At 62.1% G+C, this 15,863-nt stretch carries 15 protein-coding genes; 3 read left to right on the top strand and 12 right to left on the bottom strand.

Annotation, left to right across the window (positions count from 1 at the left end; all coding sequences use genetic code 11):
• Positions 1-7: 7 nt before the first annotated feature.
• A complete protein-coding gene (locus DWU99_RS19070) occupies positions 8-1,033 on the bottom strand; it encodes a LacI family DNA-binding transcriptional regulator (protein ID WP_115479725.1) in 1,026 nt (341 codons plus the stop codon).
• 436 nt (positions 1,034-1,469) lie between these two features.
• Positions 1,470-4,220, bottom strand: coding sequence for a DNA polymerase I (gene polA / locus DWU99_RS19065; RefSeq protein ID WP_115479679.1), 2,751 nt, complete (start codon positions 4,218-4,220; stop codon positions 1,470-1,472).
• Between the two features lie 92 nt (positions 4,221-4,312).
• Between polA and DWU99_RS19060 the strand changes: the two genes are divergently transcribed.
• Entirely contained in the window at positions 4,313-4,843 is a 531-nt protein-coding gene (locus DWU99_RS19060) for a DUF2782 domain-containing protein (RefSeq protein ID WP_233511218.1), read from the top strand.
• A 33-nt stretch (positions 4,844-4,876) separates the two neighbouring features.
• Complete coding sequence (locus DWU99_RS19055; RefSeq protein WP_115479677.1) at positions 4,877-5,308, top strand: EamA family transporter; 432 nt, start codon at positions 4,877-4,879, stop codon at positions 5,306-5,308.
• Positions 5,309-5,818: 510 nt separating this feature from the next.
• Here the strand turns inward: DWU99_RS19055 and DWU99_RS19050 are convergent.
• The gene (locus DWU99_RS19050) at positions 5,819-6,529 is read right to left on the bottom strand and encodes a glutathione S-transferase (RefSeq protein WP_115479676.1); all 711 of its coding nucleotides are present in this window, start codon (positions 6,527-6,529) and stop codon (positions 5,819-5,821) included.
• Between the two features lie 45 nt (positions 6,530-6,574).
• A complete protein-coding gene (locus DWU99_RS19045; RefSeq protein ID WP_115479724.1) occupies positions 6,575-7,471 on the bottom strand; it encodes a LysR family transcriptional regulator in 897 nt (298 codons plus the stop codon).
• 108 nt (positions 7,472-7,579) lie between these two features.
• Between DWU99_RS19045 and DWU99_RS19040 the strand changes: the two genes are divergently transcribed.
• Positions 7,580-8,593 (top strand): bile acid:sodium symporter family protein, encoded by a 1,014-nt coding sequence (locus tag DWU99_RS19040; protein WP_115479675.1) that lies wholly within the window; start codon positions 7,580-7,582, stop codon positions 8,591-8,593.
• Positions 8,594-8,608: 15 nt separating this feature from the next.
• On the opposite strand, the gene purH is transcribed toward DWU99_RS19040, so the two are convergent.
• The 8 genes from purH to DWU99_RS19000 all read right to left on the bottom strand — a co-directional run bounded on the left by purH (position 8,609) and on the right by DWU99_RS19000 (position 15,841).
• The gene (gene purH, locus DWU99_RS19035) at positions 8,609-10,219 is read right to left on the bottom strand and encodes a bifunctional phosphoribosylaminoimidazolecarboxamide formyltransferase/IMP cyclohydrolase (RefSeq protein WP_115479674.1); all 1,611 of its coding nucleotides are present in this window, start codon (positions 10,217-10,219) and stop codon (positions 8,609-8,611) included.
• Between the two features lie 117 nt (positions 10,220-10,336).
• On the bottom strand, positions 10,337-10,630 hold the full coding sequence (locus DWU99_RS19030; RefSeq protein WP_115479673.1) for a helix-turn-helix domain-containing protein: 294 nt from the start codon (positions 10,628-10,630) through the stop codon (positions 10,337-10,339).
• 191 nt (positions 10,631-10,821) lie between these two features.
• Positions 10,822-11,616, bottom strand: coding sequence for a zinc-ribbon and DUF3426 domain-containing protein (locus DWU99_RS19025; protein ID WP_115479672.1), 795 nt, complete (start codon positions 11,614-11,616; stop codon positions 10,822-10,824).
• 69 nt (positions 11,617-11,685) lie between these two features.
• Complete coding sequence (prmA, locus tag DWU99_RS19020; RefSeq protein ID WP_115479671.1) at positions 11,686-12,582, bottom strand: 50S ribosomal protein L11 methyltransferase; 897 nt, start codon at positions 12,580-12,582, stop codon at positions 11,686-11,688.
• A 189-nt stretch (positions 12,583-12,771) separates the two neighbouring features.
• Positions 12,772-14,145 carry an acetyl-CoA carboxylase biotin carboxylase subunit gene (accC, locus tag DWU99_RS19015; RefSeq protein ID WP_115479670.1) on the bottom strand — a complete coding sequence of 458 codons (1,374 nt, stop codon included), beginning with the start codon at positions 14,143-14,145 and terminating at the stop codon, positions 12,772-12,774.
• 18 nt (positions 14,146-14,163) lie between these two features.
• Entirely contained in the window at positions 14,164-14,622 is a 459-nt protein-coding gene (gene accB, locus DWU99_RS19010) for an acetyl-CoA carboxylase biotin carboxyl carrier protein (protein ID WP_115479669.1), read from the bottom strand.
• Positions 14,623-14,694: 72 nt separating this feature from the next.
• The gene (gene aroQ, locus DWU99_RS19005; RefSeq protein ID WP_115479668.1) at positions 14,695-15,147 is read right to left on the bottom strand and encodes a type II 3-dehydroquinate dehydratase; all 453 of its coding nucleotides are present in this window, start codon (positions 15,145-15,147) and stop codon (positions 14,695-14,697) included.
• A gap of 148 nt (positions 15,148-15,295) precedes the next feature.
• Entirely contained in the window at positions 15,296-15,841 is a 546-nt protein-coding gene (locus DWU99_RS19000; RefSeq protein ID WP_115479667.1) for a peroxiredoxin family protein, read from the bottom strand.
• Positions 15,842-15,863 lie beyond the last annotated feature (22 nt).

Below are 15,863 nucleotides of genomic sequence, written 5' to 3'. Positions count from 1 at the left end.
TAAACGCTTAGCGCTGGCTGGAGCGACGAACGACCAGCTTCACCGGCAGCAGGCTGGTTTCGACCGGCTCGTTGCGGATAAGACGCAACAGATTGTCGACAAGCGTTTCGCCGGCCAGCTTCGTATCTTGCAGCACGGTGGTGAGCGGAGGATTCAAGAAGCGCGCCATGGGAATATCGTCAAAGCCCGCCACCGCCACCTGCTCGGGGACTTTGATGCCGCGCGCGGTGAGGGCACCCATGGCACCAATGGCGATCAGGTCGCTGGCGGCGAAAACGGCGTCGAAAGGCGCATTGCGTTCGAGCAGGGTTTGCATGGCCGCGTAACCGGCCTGTTCGGTGCTTTCGGCGGCATCCACCTGCAAGGTGGCGTCGGCCATCAGGCCGGCTTCCCGCAGTGCGGCGACGTAGCCGCGATAGCGTTCGAAGAATTCCGGATAGTGGCTCGATGCATCGCCCAGAAAGGCGATGCGTCGACAGCCCTGTTCGATGAAATGGGCGGCCACCGCATGGCCGCCCTGGAAATTGTCGCAGCCGATGGACACATCCGGTTGATCGGGCAGCACCGCGCCCCAGCGCACCGTGCGCGTGCCCTGCGCGGCCAGTTTCTGGAGCTTGTCCATATAGGCCAGGTAGTCGCCGTAGCCCAGCAGAATGATGCCGTCGGCCTTTTTGGTGTCGGCGTAATCCGCGTGCCAGTCGTAGGAGAACTGTTGGAATGAAATCAGCAGGTCGTAGCCACGCTGCGCGCAGGCGCGGGTGATCGAGCCCAGCATGGACAGGAAAAACGGGTTGATGTGCGAATCGTCCGCGGTGGGGTCTTCGAACAGCAGCAGCGCGATGGTGCCCGAATGCTGCGAGCGCAGGTTCGAGGCGTTTTTGTCCACCTTGTAGTTGAGCTGGTCCGCCGCCGCCTTGATGCGCTGGCGCGTCTCCTCGCTCACCAGGGGGCTGCCACGCAAGGCGCGCGACACGGTCGATTGCGAGACCCCGGTCAGATGGGCGATGTCGAAGGAGGTAGCTTTGCCTTTGATCTGCACTGCGTCGCAACTCGTGACAGGGCGGCAGGGCCATGTCTGGCCGTGTCATAACGCCATCCTAACGGTTCCGCCAGGCGAATGTCGTCAGCTCACTGAAAGATAGGCATAAAAAAGCCCCGAGAACTTAGGGGGAGTCCTCGGGGCCGGTTGGAATCGGAGACCCAGGGGAGAGGTCCGATTCCGGTTGGCGACCCAGGGAGGTGGGCGCCGGGGGATGCCGTTGCGTGCATCCACCGACTTAGAGCGCGAAGAGTTAGTGAAAGTTGCTTAGATCGTGCAAAAAAGCCGAGGTCGGTCAGCCGGGATTCATCTCCGGAACACAGGTGGCCACGGGGTGGCTGATTCACGGCCATCCCTACGCGCCTTCCGCCGCGTGCCTGGGGCGAAAAAGGCGCATTCGGCATGCCTTTGAAAGCCCATGACGGGCGCGTCAATGGGCCTCGTCCCAGTTCTTTCCGACACCGACATCCACGATCAACGGCACGCTCAGTTTGGCGGCGCCGGCCATGCGGGCACGAACCTCCTCGCGCACCGTGTCGATGGCATCGGCGCGTACCTCGAACACCAGTTCGTCGTGCACCTGCATCAGCATGTGCGCGTCGTCGCGATCTTTAAGCCAGGTGGCAACGGAGATCATGGCGCGCTTGATGATGTCGGCCGCCGTGCCCTGCATCGGTGCGTTCACGGCGGCGCGTTCGGCGCCCGCACGCAATGCCTGATTACGTGCGGTGAGATTCTCCAGATAGAGGCGGCGGCCAAACAATGTTTCGACGTAACCGTCGCGATGCGCGCGTTCGCGCGTGGCTTCCATGAAGGCATGCACGCCGGGATAGCGCGTGAAGTAGCGGGCCATGTAGTCGCTCGCTTCGCCGCGATCGACGCCGAGCTGTCGCGCAAGGCCGAAGGCGCTCATGCCGTACATCAGGCCGAAGTTGATCGCCTTGGCGGCGCGGCGCTGATTGCTGGTGACCTCTTCGGGCGCAAGTCCGAACACTTCGGCGGCCGTGGCGCGGTGAATGTCGCCGCCTTCCTGGAACGCGCGCACCAGGCCTTCGTCGCCGGAAAGGTGCGCCATGATGCGCAGCTCGATCTGCGAATAGTCCGCCGCCATCACCAGCCAGTCTTTCGGCGCGATGAAGGCCTGGCGGATGCGCCGGCCTTCCTCGGTGCGCACGGGGATGTTCTGCAGGTTCGGATCGTTGGAGGAAATGCGCCCCGTCGCCACCGCGCCCTGGTGGTAGCTGGTGTGCACGCGCCCGGTGCGCGGATTCACGATTTCGGCGAGTTTTTCGGTATACGTGGAGCGCAGTTTCGCCAGGCCGCGGTATTCGAGAATCAGGCGCGGCAAGGGATGATTGTCGGCGATAGCTTCGAGCGCTTCTTCGTTGGTGGACGGTTGCCCGGTCGGCGTCTTGAGTTTCGCCGGCAGTCCGAGTTCGTCGAACAGAATCGCCTGCAACTGCTTGGGCGAATCGAGATTGAACTCGCGGCCGGCGGATTTCCACGCTTCCTGCTGCAACTCGTGCATGCGCTTGCCCAGTTGCTGGCTTTGCTTGCGCAGCTCGTTCACGTCGATCAGCACGCCGCGCTGCTCCATGCCCGCGAGCACGGGCACCAGCGGTATCTCGATCTCTTCGTAGACCTTCAGCAGCGTGGGTTCGCTTTCCAGCAAAGGCCAGAGAGCGTGATGCAGGCGCAGCGTGATGTCGGCGTCTTCGGCGGCGTAACGGCAGGCGGTGTCCAGGTCGACCTGCGAGAAAGAAATCTGCTTGGCGCCTTTGCCCGTGACCTGCTCGTACTTGACGGTTTCGTAGCCGAGATATTTCCGTGCGAGCGAATCCATGTCGTGACGCGTGGCGGTGGCGTTCCACACGTACGATTCGAGCATGGTGTCGTGCTTGAGTCCCTGCACCACGATGCCGTAGTGCGAGAGCACGTTCATGTCGTACTTGGCGTGCTGGCCCACCTTCGGGCGGCGCGGGTCTTCCAGGATGGGCTTGAGCGCGTTGAGCACCTTGTCGCGCGATAGCTGTGCGGGAGCGCCGGGGTAATCGTGTGAAAGCGGGATGTAGCAGGCATAGCCCGGTTGCACGGAAAGGCTTACTCCCACGATGTCGGCGAGCATCGGATCGATGCTAGTGGTTTCGGTGTCGAATGCGATCAACGGTGCGTCGTTGAGTCGCGCGAGCCAGTTGTCGAGTTGTTCCTGCCTGGTGACCAGTTCGTAATGTCCCTCGCCACTGAGATCCACCGATGGCATCGCCTCAGTGTGCGTCGTTTCAACCGGCGCAGGGGTGCTCGTTTTTGCTGGAGCCGGTGCCGCGGGTGATTCCGTTCCCGCGTTGTCCAACTCCTTCAATGCAGCCTTGAATTCGTAGCGCGTGAACAGCTCGCGCAGCGCCTCGGTGTCGTGCTCGCGCAAGGTGAGCTGCTTGACGGTGGTTTCCAGCGGCACGTCCAGCTTGATGGTGACCAGCTCGCGCGAGAGCGGCAGCGACGGCAGCGCTTCGCGCAGGTATTCGCCGATCTTGCCGCCGATCTTGTCCGCGTGGGCCATCACGCCGTCGAGCGAGCCGTATTCGGCCAGCCATTTCGCAGCCGTCTTGGGGCCGCACTTGGTGACGCCGGGAACGTTGTCGACGGTGTCGCCGGTAAGGCTCAGGAAGTCGATGATCTGTTCGGGCTTCACGCCGAATTTTTCCACCACGCCCTGCGTATCCATGGTGGTATTGGTCATGGTGTTGATCAGCGTGATGCCGGGACGCACGAGCTGCGCGAGGTCCTTGTCGCCCGTGGAGATCAGCACGTCGATGCCATGTTCGTGCGCTTGCGTGGCCAGCGTGCCGATGACGTCGTCCGCTTCCACGCCGCTCACGCGAAGAATCGGAAGGCCCAGCGCGCTGACAATCGACAACATCGGTTCGATCTGCGCGCGCAGCTCGTCCGGCATCGGCGGGCGGTTGGCTTTGTACTTGTCGTACAGCACATTGCGGAACGTCGGGCCGGAGGCGTCGCTCACGAACGCCACGTAATCGGGCCTGGCCTTCAGTGTGGATCGCAGCATGTTGACCACGCCGAACAGCGCGCCGGTCGGTTCGCCCTTGGCGTTGCTCAAAGGCGGCAGCGCGTGGAAGGCGCGGTAGAGGTACGAGGAGCCGTCGATCAGGGTAAGGTTTGGCATCTAGCCATTCTCGCACGCCAATGTAAGGCTCCGGTTCACGGGGATGTGAATCCGCCGCTGGTATGCTTGGCGTCCCCAACGAGGTGTACGTCATGAAACCCGCTGTCTGCCTATTTGTCCTGTCTGCCCTGGCGGTATCGCCTGCTTTCGCTCAGACGTCGTCATCCTCGTCAGCCCCGCATTTCGCCCCCGCGCCGCCGCCGCCGGGCATGAACGATCCGGGTGTCAATCCGTCGAAGGAACCGATTTCCTCCAGCACGGCGGCTGCCCCGGTCTCCTCGCCGGCGGAGCTCGAACCCAGTCATATGCAGAGCAAGCCGATCCCGATGCCGAAGATGCCGGGCGCGCCTGCGGGGCGCGATGCCAATGGCCAGCCGCCGCCTGATGTGCAGGTGCACCAGGAAGGCGACAACACGATTCAGGTGTATCGCCAGAACGGCCATGTCTACATGGTGGTGGTGACGCCGAAGGTGGGGCCGCAGCAGATCTACAATGTCGACCCGGATGGACACATGCTTGATCCGAATGGCCAGCCGCCGGTGAAGCCGGTGATGTACAAGATCATGCAGTGGGGCAACAGCAAGCCGGCGTCGGCTTCGTCGTCGGACGACAACGGTTCCTGAGTTCTTGTTTCTGCGCCAACCTGTGGAGCGTGCATGAATCTGCGCGAGAGCTGGTTGCTGTTTGCGTTGGGGTCGGCGTTCTTCGCCGCGTTGACGGCGTTGTTCGGCAAGTTGGGCGTGGCGGGGATTAATTCGAATCTCGCCACGTTCATTCGCACGCTGGTGATTCTTGCGGTGACGGCAGGGATTTTGAGTTTGCGTGCGGAATGGGCGAAGCCTTCGGGCTTGCCGTGGCATAGCTGGGTGTTTCTGGTGTTGTCGGGTGTGGCCACCGGGCTTTCGTGGTTGTGTTATTACCGGGCGTTGCAGTTGGGGCCGGTTAGCAAGGTGGCGCCGATCGACAAGCTCAGCGTGGCGATGGCGATTGTGTTTGGGTTGGTTGTGTTGGGGGAGAAGCCGAGCTGGTCGGTGCTTGTGGGTGGGGTGTTGATTGTTGCGGGGTCGTTGGTGATTGCGCTGTTCTAGCAATCGTTTCGTATTTTCGCCGCCCTGATCTGTGCTTGAGCACTTCACTGCGCGCACCGCATCGCATGGTTGTCATCCCGGCGTAGGCCGGGATCTAGTGGCCTCGGTTTTCATTCGTACGTTATCGCCAGATTGCTCGCCTGCGCGGCGGGCGTTTCGTCCGTCTGCCGACGGCCGAGTCACTTTTCTTTGCGTGCTCACGCACACGCAGGAGCGTGTGCGAACAGCGAAGCTGGCCCGAAGGGCGGAGGGCAGGATGCCCGGAGTCAAGAAAAGTAACCAAAAGAAAGAGCACCCCGGATGCGGTGCTCTCCGGGCTACGCCCTCCGAGGCGTGAGCCGGGGCCGGGCTTTTCGACAGGGCATCCTGCCCTGGCGAAAAGGGATCGGCATCCATGCCGATCCTCCTGCGGGCCTTTTCGTCCCCAGCTCACTCACCGCATACGGGGCCCGATGAGCGCGCTTTGCGCGCTTCTTTAGAGCAAGAGCGTGGAGTGCCGTGCTGTGTTTTTTAGCTTGCTGGATCCAGCGCGGTGTAATGGCGGAAGATGCCTTGTTCGTTGAACGGGATTCGACGTGACGATTGCAGATACGCGGCGATGTTGGGACGGTCTGCTACGCGTTCGGCTAGTGCACGCAACCTCGGAATGCGGCCGCGCATGCGTTGCATGGCATTCGGAAATGCGTAGTCCAATCCGCTGATCAGCTGGAATAGCGACAGGTCGACATAGGAATGGCGGCTCAATGCCTGTCTTCCGTTGCCGCGTTCGATGATGCTCTCGAAATAATCGAGGAATTTCGGTAGTCGTTCTTCGCGGAATACCTGTGCGCGTTTGCGCGCTTGCGCGCGTTGCTCTTCGTAGTATTGGCTCGCCGCAATGGGATGATGCGTGTCGTGGACTTCCATGACGATGTCGCAAATGGTCTGCTGCAGCTGCTGCGCATAAAACTCGGCAGCGGCACCGCCGGGTACCAGGCCGAGGTGCGGGCCAAGGTAGGCGAGGATGGTTCCGGTTTGTGCGATCACCAGGCGTCCTGCCTTGAGGAACGGTGGTGCGAAAGGCAACGAACCTTCCTGCAGGCCGCGCAAGTAACTCATGATGACTTTGTCGCCGCGTTTGCGTGCGACGTCGATGTAGTCGGCACCCGCATCTTCCAATGCGAGCCGTATGAATTCGCCGCGTCCCTGGATGCCGGTCCAGTAGAAGAGTTCGTAACGCATGGCCTTTCTCCCAAGCTCGCTTGCCAAAGCGTAGGCCGGATCGGCTCAATGCGGTGTGAGAGCACCGTTTGCCGCCAGTTTGCGCAGGCGTTCCCAGACTAACGCAGCGAGCGGCGAGAGCGAGCGATGGTGGCGGTGGATCAGCATCACGCTGCGTTGTTCGGTGGGCGTCAGCGGGCGTATCGCCAGCGAAGGTGGTGGTGCGGAAAGCATGGGCGTGATGGTGATGCCCAGTCCGGCTTCGACCATGCGAAATGCCGTGTGGGTGTGGCCGGTCTGCTGGACAACGTTGGCGTCGACGTTGTGCCTGCGCAGCGCGTCATCGATCAGGCGGCGGCTGCCCGAGGAATAGTCCAGCAGAATCAGGGATTGGCCCTGCAGCTTTTTCCATGAGACGGTCTTCGATTGCGCGAACTGATGATCAGGGCGGCAGGCCAGGCAGAACGGATCGCGCATGATCGTTTCGCCGTCGAAATCGCCGCCTTCCGGCGGATCGATGGCGATGCCGAAGTCCACTTCGCCGCCACGCACGCTTTCCAGCACCAGCATCTGCGCCTGATCGAACAGTTGGATGGTCAGTTCCGGATATTCGCGTGCGCAGTCGGCGATGCATGCTGGCATCAGGCTGGCGGAGAGAGTGGGGACAGAGGCGATGCGCACTTTGCCGTGCCGCCGTTCGCCTTCGTAGTGCACGTGATCGAGCACGCCCTCGAGTTCGTCCAGGACGCGCTCGATCGCGCTCTCCAGGTAACGGCCGGCTTCGGTGGGGACGACCTCGCGCGTGTTGCGGTCGAACAGGCGTACGCCCAGTTCGTCTTCGAGGTCGGCGATATGACGGCTCACCGCGGGCTGGCTCAGATGCAGGTGTTCCGCAGCCCGCCGGAAATGGCGCTGACGGGCCACCGCCAGGAACGCACGCAATTGCCGCAGGCTGATATTCATGCTCATTTCGTATCAATGAATACAATAAAACGATTTGATTTATCAATGGGGCGGCGGTGAAATGACCGCCAGCTCCCCCACCCGTCGTTGCTTTTCGGTGTTTCAGCCATGTCTCTGCGCCGTTTCCTGCCGGACAATTTCACCCTCTGCCTGATCGCCACGGTGATCGCGGCGAGTTTGCTGCCATGCCGGGGCAGTGCGGCCCAGGTCTTCAACGTATTGACCGATCTGGCCATCGGGCTGCTGTTCTTTCTGCATGGCGCGAAGTTGTCGCGCGAAGCGGTGGTGTCGGGTCTCACCAATTGGCGTCTGCATCTCACAGTATTGGCGAGCACGTTTGTACTGTTTCCGCTCCTGGGCCTGGCGTTGAAACCGGTCCTCTCACCGCTGGTGACGCCTGAGCTTTACATCGGCGTCCTGTTCCTGTGCACGTTGCCATCGACGGTGCAGTCGTCGATCGCGTTCACGTCGATGGCGCGCGGCAATGTGTCGGCGGCGGTGTGTTCCGCGTCGGCGTCGAGCCTTATCGGTATCGTCATCACGCCCTTGCTGACAGGCCTGGTGCTGCAGTCGCACGGACAGGGTGCGATGTCGTGGGGAGCTGTGGGCGAGATCGTGCTGCAGTTGTTCGTGCCGTTCGTCGCCGGACAGGTCGCACAGCGCTGGTTGGGCGGATGGGTGCAGCGTCATCGTCCGCTGATTGGACTGGTCGATCAGGGTTCTATTCTGCTGGTGGTCTACACGGCATTCAGTGCCGCCGTGTTGGAAGGCTTGTGGAAGCAGGTGCCAGTGTCGGTGCTGGGTGGTCTGCTGATCGTCAGCGCCGTTCTGCTTGCCGTTGCACTGGTGATAACGCGCTACGGTTCGCGTGCGCTGGGCTTCGATCGTGAAGACGAAATCACCATTGTGTTCTGCGGCTCGAAGAAAAGCCTGGCCAGCGGCGTGCCGATGGCGAAGGTGCTGTTTTCCGCGCATGCGCTGGGCATGATCGTGTTGCCGATCATGCTGTTCCATCAGATTCAGCTGATGACGTGTGCGGTGCTGGCGCGCCGCTATGCCGAACGCGCTGGCGTCAATCGCCGCAAGATCGTCGGTCCTGCCGAAACCGCGACAGCCGACTGATGCGCCGCGCCGGCATTAATGCCGGAAGTGGCGCATCCCGGTGAACACCATCGCCATGTCGTGTTCGTCGGCGGCGGCGATGACTTCCGCGTCGCGCATCGAACCGCCCGGCTGGATCACCGCACGAATGCCCGCTGCGGCCGCGGCGTCGATGCCGTCGCGGAAGGGGAAGAACGCATCCGATGCCATCACCGAGCCGCGTACTTCCAGCTTTTCGTCCGCGGCCTTGATGCCGGCGATGCGTGCGCTGTAGACGCGGCTCATCTGGCCGGCGCCGATGCCGATGGTCTGGCGGTTGCGTGCGTACACGATGGCGTTGCTCTTGACGTATTTCGCCACTTTCCAGGCGAAAATCAGGTCGTTGACTTCTTCTGCCGTGGGCGTGCGGCGCGTGACGATCTTCAAGTCGTTTGCGGTGATCATGCCGCGGTCCGCGGTCTGGATCAGCAAGCCGGAGCCAACGCGGCGCACATCGTTGCCAGGATGCGCTTTGCTCAAGTCTGCATCTTTCGGCACGGGGATTTCCAGCACGCGCACGTTGGTTTTCTTGGCGAACGCTTTCAGTGCGTCGGCCGCATAACCCGGAGCCAGTACGACTTCCACGAATTGGCGCTCTACGATCGATCGCGCCGTTTCGCCGTCGACTTCGCGGTTGAACGCGATGATGCCGCCGAAAGCCGAGGTGGGATCGGTCTGGAAAGCGAGATCGTACGCCTGCTGGATGCCTTCAAGGCTCACCGCGACACCGCACGGATTGGCGTGTTTGACGATGACGCAGGCGGGCTTCATGAAGCTTCGCACGCACTCCCACGCCGCATCCGAGTCGGCAATGTTGTTGAAGGAAAGTTCCTTGCCCTGTAACTGGCGGAACGTGGCAAGCGTGCCTGCCGCCGGATACAAGTCGCGATAAAACGCGGCTTGCTGGTGTGGATTTTCGCCATAGCGAAGATCCATCAGTTTCACGAAGCGGCCGTTTGCCTGACCCGAAAATGCATCGTGGCCGACAATGGCGTCGTGCGCTTCGTTGAGCTGCACGCCGGAAAGGTAGTCGCTGATCGCGGCGTCGTAATTGGAGACGCGATTGAATGCAGCGACAGACAACTTGAAGCGCGACGCACGACTCAGTCCGCCGTGCTGTTCGATTTCGCTCAGCGCTTCATCGTATTGATCCGGCGACGTGAGTACGCCGACGTCGTTCCAGTTCTTCGCCGCGGAGCGAAGCATGGCGGGACCGCCGATGTCGATATTTTCGATCGCCTGTTCCAGCGTGCAGTCCGGCTTGGCGACGGTCGCTTCGAAGGGGTAGAGGTTCAGCACCAGCAAGTCGATCGGGGCAATGCCCAGTTCCGCCATCACCGCATCGTCTGTGCCGCGGCGTCCCAGCAGGCCGCCGTGGACCTTGGGGTGCAGGGTCTTTACGCGGCCGTCCATGATCTCGGGGAAGCCCGTGACCTCGCTGACGTCCTTCACGGCAATGCCGGCCTCGCGCAGGGCCTTTGCGCTGCCGCCGGTGGAGAGCAGTTCCACCTTCGCGGCGGCCAGGCGGCGGCCCAGTTCGATCAGCCCGGTCTTGTCCGAAACGCTGATCAGGGCGCGGCGGATGGGGGTGACGGCGGGTGCGGACATGGCGGTTTCCGTAGCGGTAAAGCCGCGCATTATAGCGCGACACGGCCGTGCTTGCCGCGTCGCGCTGCAATCTGTTTGGATGGCTAAATGACGATACGCGCTATGCGCGCGGGTGTTTCAAAGCAGGCCGTGCGCGGCGAGCTTCTTGCGCAGCGTGGCGCGATTGATGCCCAGTACGGCCGCGGCGCGGCTCTGGTTGCCGTCATGGAATGCGAGCACTTCGCGCAGCAACGGGCCTTCGACTTCGCGAATGACCAGCGCGTGCAAACCTTCGTCGCATGACGTGTCACCGATGTCCGCAAGGTAGCGGCGAACGGTGCGACTAACGCATTCACTCAGTGCGCTCTGCGACGAAGACGAGGATTCACGAACGGCCTCGTTGGCAGGCAGTCTGACAGCGTTCAAGGACATTTCCCCTCACGTACTCACGCAACGGCTGCATTGGCCGTTGCCATGTTTTGGCAGTTACCGCTTACGCGGCGGGTAGGCAGACGCGCTATGTTTTACGCGAGGGGTCGAGTGTACTCGTGCTCGGCGACAAAATTAAGAGGCTTACGGTAGGAAAAATGGTAACGCTAGGCGGGACAGGCACTAAGCGCACGTTATTCAAAGCCAAGGTCAAAGGCGACGGCTTTCCGACCCGGATCTTCCACTTCAAAGATCAATGCGGTGCTCGCGCCGGCAGCCAGCCCTTGTCGCAATTGTTCGGTGTCGTCAAGGTATTCGTATGGGTTGAGCCGGCGCATGGCCAAGGCTTTGCCATTGGCGTCAGACAGACGAATGGTTACCACCGGCCAAGGCTGCGTGAAGGGTGCGTCGTTGCGTATGGTGGCGCTGATCAGCAATGCGCCGGGAACGGTGGGATGCGTCTGCACGTCACGTGCCAATAAGCGCAGCTTTGCAACATCGCGTACTGGCGGCAGGCTGCAGTTCAGCGCGGCGCACGTTTGTCTCAAAAACGATCCGACAGTCGGATCGGCAATCAAGCTTTCACGCAAGGCCCAGGCGAGTTGCGCGGAAAGTCCGAGCAACAGGATCAGGCACGCAAGAATCCACGGCCAGCGTCGCGCTTTTGTGGTGTGTTGCGCGCGCGCAAAGCGTGGCGTCACGATGAGATCGGCAAAAGCATCCTGTGGCGACTGTGTTTCCGCGGCAGCGGTTTCAGGCCCTTTTTCAGGCTGCGGCCGATAAACGACCAGCTCGACGTGAGGCGGTTCTATGCCCGGTTCGTGCGCGGACAATTCGGTGAACGGTTCCGGCGGAAGCTGATCGGCGAGCGTGCTGATGCTATCGAAGCCTGCGCCGCAATGACCGCACATGACGAAGCCATGCGCTTGCGCGAGCGTGCGCGCATCCACTGAAAACACGGAAAGGCATTCAGGGCATTGCGTATACATGCGGCGCGCCGTGGGCCTGTTTGCAAATGGTATCGGGCAAGCTTAGCAGGGCGTGCGGCATCGTTCGCGTCATGTGCGGCGATGGCCGCTTATGCGCACCCAATCTTCGCGCGTGTCGACGCGCAGTGCGTCGAACCATTCGGCATATCGCGTGAGCAACTCGTCCTGCTGGCCTTGCAGGATGCCCGAGATGGCAAAGGGTGTCCCAGGCTTTGTGGCGGCTGCAAAGATGGGCGCCAGTTCGCCGAGCGGGCCGGCGAGGATATTGGCGACGAAGACATCGGCCGGTTCGCCCGCGAAGTCTTCGGGCAGATAAAGGGCCAATCGTTCGGCGACATCGTTGCGTTCGGCGTTGTCGGCCGAGGCCGTTAGGGCCTGCGGATCGTTGTCGATGCCCACCGCGGCGGCTGCACCGAGCTTCAGTGCAGCGATGGCGAGAATGCCCGAACCGCAGCCGAAATCGATGACGCGCTTGCCGGCGAGGTCCTGGCCGTCCAGCCACTCCAGGCAAAGTGCCGTGGTGGGATGCGTGCCGCTGCCGAAGGCCAGGCCGGGGTCCAGCCGCACGACGACGCTGTCGTCTTGCGGCGGTTCGATGTTCCACGGATAGATCCACAGCCGGCGTCCGAAGGGCATGGGCTTGAACTGGTCCATCCATGCGCGTTCCCAATCTTCGTCGGCGACGTCGCGGAAGCTCACCTGGTCCGGCTCGAGCCATGGCAGCAGTTCGCTCAATGCTTCGGTCAAGCCCCGGCGATCGGTGTTCGCCTCGAACAAGGCGTTCAAGGTGATGGTCGGCCAAAGCGGCAGTTCGCCAACGCCGGGTTCGAAGATGGCTTGTTCGTCCGGCGTTTCCGCATCGGCGTCTTGCAACGTGATCGACAAGGCGCCCAGATCATCCAGCGCTTCTTCCACGCGTGGTTGCTGTTCGGCGCGGGCGATCAGGGAGAGTTCGAGCCAGGGCATCGTCGGTCCGTGAGGGGGCGAGTGATGACGCGATTTTCCCTCTCTCCACCGGGAAGAGGGTAGGGTGAGGGGCGGATCTTGCGATGGAGGTCACTAGGATCAAGCCTCATTGCGGGTTGGTCGCAAGAGTGACCCCTCACCTCAATCCTCTCCCCGAAGGGGAGAGGAAGTAAGAGCGATAAGTGCGACTCAGTGTCCGCTATGCGGATGTTCCTTGTGTTCCGCCATGCGCTTTTCCAGATAGTGGATGTTCTGTCCGCCTTGCTGGAAACCTACATCGTTCATGATGCGCTGCTGCAGCGGAAGGTTGCACTTCACGCCTTCGATCACGGTCTCGGCCAACGCAAGACGCATGCGTGCGATGGCCGTTTCGCGGTCCGGACCGTGCACGATCAGCTTGCCGATCATCGAATCGTAGTTCGGCGGAATCTTGTAGCCGTCGTACAGATGCGTATCCACGCGCACGCCAGGACCGCCCGGCGCTTCGAAACGCTTCACCGTGCCCGGCGAGGGCATGAAGGTTTCCGGATCTTCCGCGTTGATGCGGCATTCGATCGCGTGGCCATGGATCTTGATGTCTTCCTGCTTGATCGACAGCTTTTCGCCCGCGGCGATTCGCAGCTGTTCGCGCACCAGATCCACGCCGGTGATGAGTTCGGTCACCGGATGTTCCACCTGGATGCGCGTGTTCATTTCGATGAAGTAGAAGTGGCCGTTCTCGAACAGGAACTCGAACGTGCCCGCGCCGCGATAACCGATGCGCAGACATGCATCGACGCACACCTTGCCGATCTGCGCGCGCAATTCCGGCGTAATGCCCGGCGCAGGTGCTTCTTCGACGACTTTCTGGTGGCGGCGCTGCATCGAGCAGTCGCGTTCGCCGAGATGAATCGCGTTGCCCTGACCGTCGGCCAATACCTGAATTTCCACGTGGCGCGGATTCTCCAGGAACTTTTCCATGTACACCTGATCGTTGCCGAAAGCCGCTTTGGCTTCCTGCTTGGTCATGGTGACGGCGTTGCCCAGATGCGCTTCGGTGCGCACCACGCGCATGCCGCGACCGCCGCCGCCGCCTGCGGCCTTGATGATGACCGGATAGCCGATCTCGCGCGCAATGCGCATGTTTTCTTCGACGTTGTCGCCGAGCGGACCGCCCGAACCGGGCACACACGGCACGCCTGCGGATTTCATCGCGCGAATGGCTTCGACCTTGTCGCCCATCATGCGAATCACATCCGCCGTCGGTCCGATGAAGATGAAGCCCGATTGCTCTACCTGTTCGGCGAAGTCGGCACGTTCGGCAAGGAAGCCGTAGCCGGGGTGAATGGCATTGGCGTCGGTGATTTCTGCTGCAGCAATGATGCGCGGAATGTTGAGGTAGCTGTCGACCGATGGCGCAGGGCCGATGCAGATGGCTTCATCGGCAAGGCCTACGTGCTTGAGATTGCGGTCCGCGGTGGAGTGCACGGCGACGGTCTTGATACCGAGGCTGTGGCACGCGCGCAAAATGCGCAACGCGATTTCGCCACGGTTGGCGATAACGACCTTTTCGAGCTTCTGCATAGTTGTCAGGCCGTTTTTTTAGGCGATCACAAACATCGGCTGGTCGAATTCCACCGGCTGGCCGTTGTCGACCAGGATGGCCTGCACGGTGCCGGCGACATCGGCCTCGATCTGGTTGAACATCTTCATGGCTTCGATGATGCCGAGCGTCTCACCGGCCTTCACCTGCTGGCCCACCTTCACGAATGCGGCAGCGCCCGGGCTGGCCGAGGCGTAGAAGGTGCCGACCATCGGCGCCTTGACCACGTGGCCGGCCGGCAGGGCGGCGGCGGCGGGTTCTGCAGCCGGGGTCGCCGCGACCGGAGCGGCAGCTACGGGGGCCGGCATGTGCACGGGGGCGGGCGCGGCAGCGACGGTTACGCCGCCCTTGGGCACGCGGGACAGGCGTACGACTTCTTCGCCTTCCTTGATTTCCAGTTCGGCGAGGTTCGACTCCTCGAGCAGGTCGATCAGTTTTTTGATCTTGCGCAGATCCATAGGGCTTGCCTTCTCAGGGTCTGAGGGCCACAGCTTGGCGGCCGGAAAGTGAAAGAAAGTGGTAAATCCGAACTAGCCGGCAGGCTTCGGTTCAACTTTGGCGACCGCGGCGTCCAGCGCCAGGCGGTAGCTGTCGCTGCCGAAGCCGCAAATGACGCCCACCGCCAGGTCGGACAGGTAAGAGTGATGACGGAAAGGCTCGCGGGCGTGCACATTGCTCATGTGCACCTCGATAAACGGGATCGCCACGGCCGCCAGCGCATCGCGCAAGGCAACGCTGGTATGCGTGAGGGCGCCAGGATTGATCAGGATGAAGGCGATCTGCTCGTCGCGGGCCTGGTGAATGCGCCCGATCAGCTCGTGCTCGGCGTTGGACTGGTACCAGGCGAGCTCGTGACCCGCCGCCTGGGCGCGCTGCGCCAGGCCGTTGTTGATGTCGGCCAGCGTCTCCCGGCCGTAGATCTCCGGTTCGCGCGCGCCAAGCAGGTTGAGGTTGGGTCCGTGCAGGACGAGAAGCTTTGCCATAGGTGGCTCCAGGCTGCCCCCGGGCGCCTCGGAATTCGCGGAGTGTGATCGTATCCGGGAATATTGTCCAGTTCGGCGCAGATCGGCGATGTTTGAAGGAGAAGTCGGCGTTAAACCGTGCGTCGTCGTATGTTGACCGAAAACCGCATCAGGGCGCGGTTGCAGGCGATAGCCAGTCGGCCAGCAGCTTCGGGTCCAGCGGACCCCGGCGAGTGGCGAGTATTCGACCCTTCGCGTCCAGCAACACACTGAAAGGCAGCACTTCATCCTGGTCCCCGAAGCGCAGGGACGTGCTGGGCTCGGCAAGCTTGCCGAGCAGGATCGGGTAGTCCACGGGATGGGCGGAGAGAAACGCGTGCACGCGGGCGGGGTCATCCATCGCAATACCCAGCACGATCGCCCCCTGATCGCCGAACTTGTGCTGGGCCGCGTTCAAGTCCGCCATCTCCTTCAGGCAGGGCACGCACCAGCTTGCCCAGAAATTAAGCAGGACGCGTTGGCCGTGATAGTCAGAGAGGCGATGTTCCTTCCCGTCTGTGTCGGTCAGGGCAAGATCCGGGCGCAGATCGCCGACGTTAGCGACATGAACGCCCTCGGGGACATGGATCAGGCGACTTTCGTGCTGCAGCCAGCCGCCCGCGATGGCAGCCAGCAAAGCGAGGCCGAGGATGATCAGATTGCTGCGACTCAACATGCAGCGTCGCTCCGCACTCCCT

It is taken from the genome of Dyella psychrodurans (assembly GCF_003363265.1).
Taxonomy (GTDB): domain Bacteria; phylum Pseudomonadota; class Gammaproteobacteria; order Xanthomonadales; family Rhodanobacteraceae; genus Dyella_B; species Dyella_B psychrodurans.
Note: the sequence above shows the minus strand (reverse complement) of the source record. Positions and strands in the feature narration are given on the sequence as shown.

Bases quoted from the DNA above. Each gene is read 5' to 3' on its own strand.
- polA (WP_115479679.1), bottom strand. From the start codon at position 4,220: ATGCCAAACCTTACCCTGATCGACGGCTCCTCGTACCTCTACCGCGCC.
- DWU99_RS19060 (WP_233511218.1), top strand. From the start codon at position 4,313: ATGAAACCCGCTGTCTGCCTATTTGTCCTGTCTGCCCTGGCGGTATCG.
- DWU99_RS19055 (WP_115479677.1), top strand. From the start codon at position 4,877: ATGAATCTGCGCGAGAGCTGGTTGCTGTTTGCGTTGGGGTCGGCGTTC.
- DWU99_RS19050 (WP_115479676.1), bottom strand. From the start codon at position 6,529: ATGCGTTACGAACTCTTCTACTGGACCGGCATCCAGGGACGCGGCGAA.
- DWU99_RS19045 (WP_115479724.1), bottom strand. From the start codon at position 7,471: ATGAATATCAGCCTGCGGCAATTGCGTGCGTTCCTGGCGGTGGCCCGT.
- DWU99_RS19040 (WP_115479675.1), top strand. From the start codon at position 7,580: ATGTCTCTGCGCCGTTTCCTGCCGGACAATTTCACCCTCTGCCTGATC.
- purH (WP_115479674.1), bottom strand. From the start codon at position 10,219: ATGTCCGCACCCGCCGTCACCCCCATCCGCCGCGCCCTGATCAGCGTT.
- DWU99_RS19030 (WP_115479673.1), bottom strand. From the start codon at position 10,630: ATGTCCTTGAACGCTGTCAGACTGCCTGCCAACGAGGCCGTTCGTGAA.
- DWU99_RS19025 (WP_115479672.1), bottom strand. From the start codon at position 11,616: ATGTATACGCAATGCCCTGAATGCCTTTCCGTGTTTTCAGTGGATGCG.
- prmA (WP_115479671.1), bottom strand. From the start codon at position 12,582: ATGCCCTGGCTCGAACTCTCCCTGATCGCCCGCGCCGAACAGCAACCA.
- accC (WP_115479670.1), bottom strand. From the start codon at position 14,145: ATGCAGAAGCTCGAAAAGGTCGTTATCGCCAACCGTGGCGAAATCGCG.
- accB (WP_115479669.1), bottom strand. From the start codon at position 14,622: ATGGATCTGCGCAAGATCAAAAAACTGATCGACCTGCTCGAGGAGTCG.
- aroQ (WP_115479668.1), bottom strand. From the start codon at position 15,147: ATGGCAAAGCTTCTCGTCCTGCACGGACCCAACCTCAACCTGCTTGGC.
- DWU99_RS19000 (WP_115479667.1), bottom strand. From the start codon at position 15,841: ATGTTGAGTCGCAGCAATCTGATCATCCTCGGCCTCGCTTTGCTGGCT.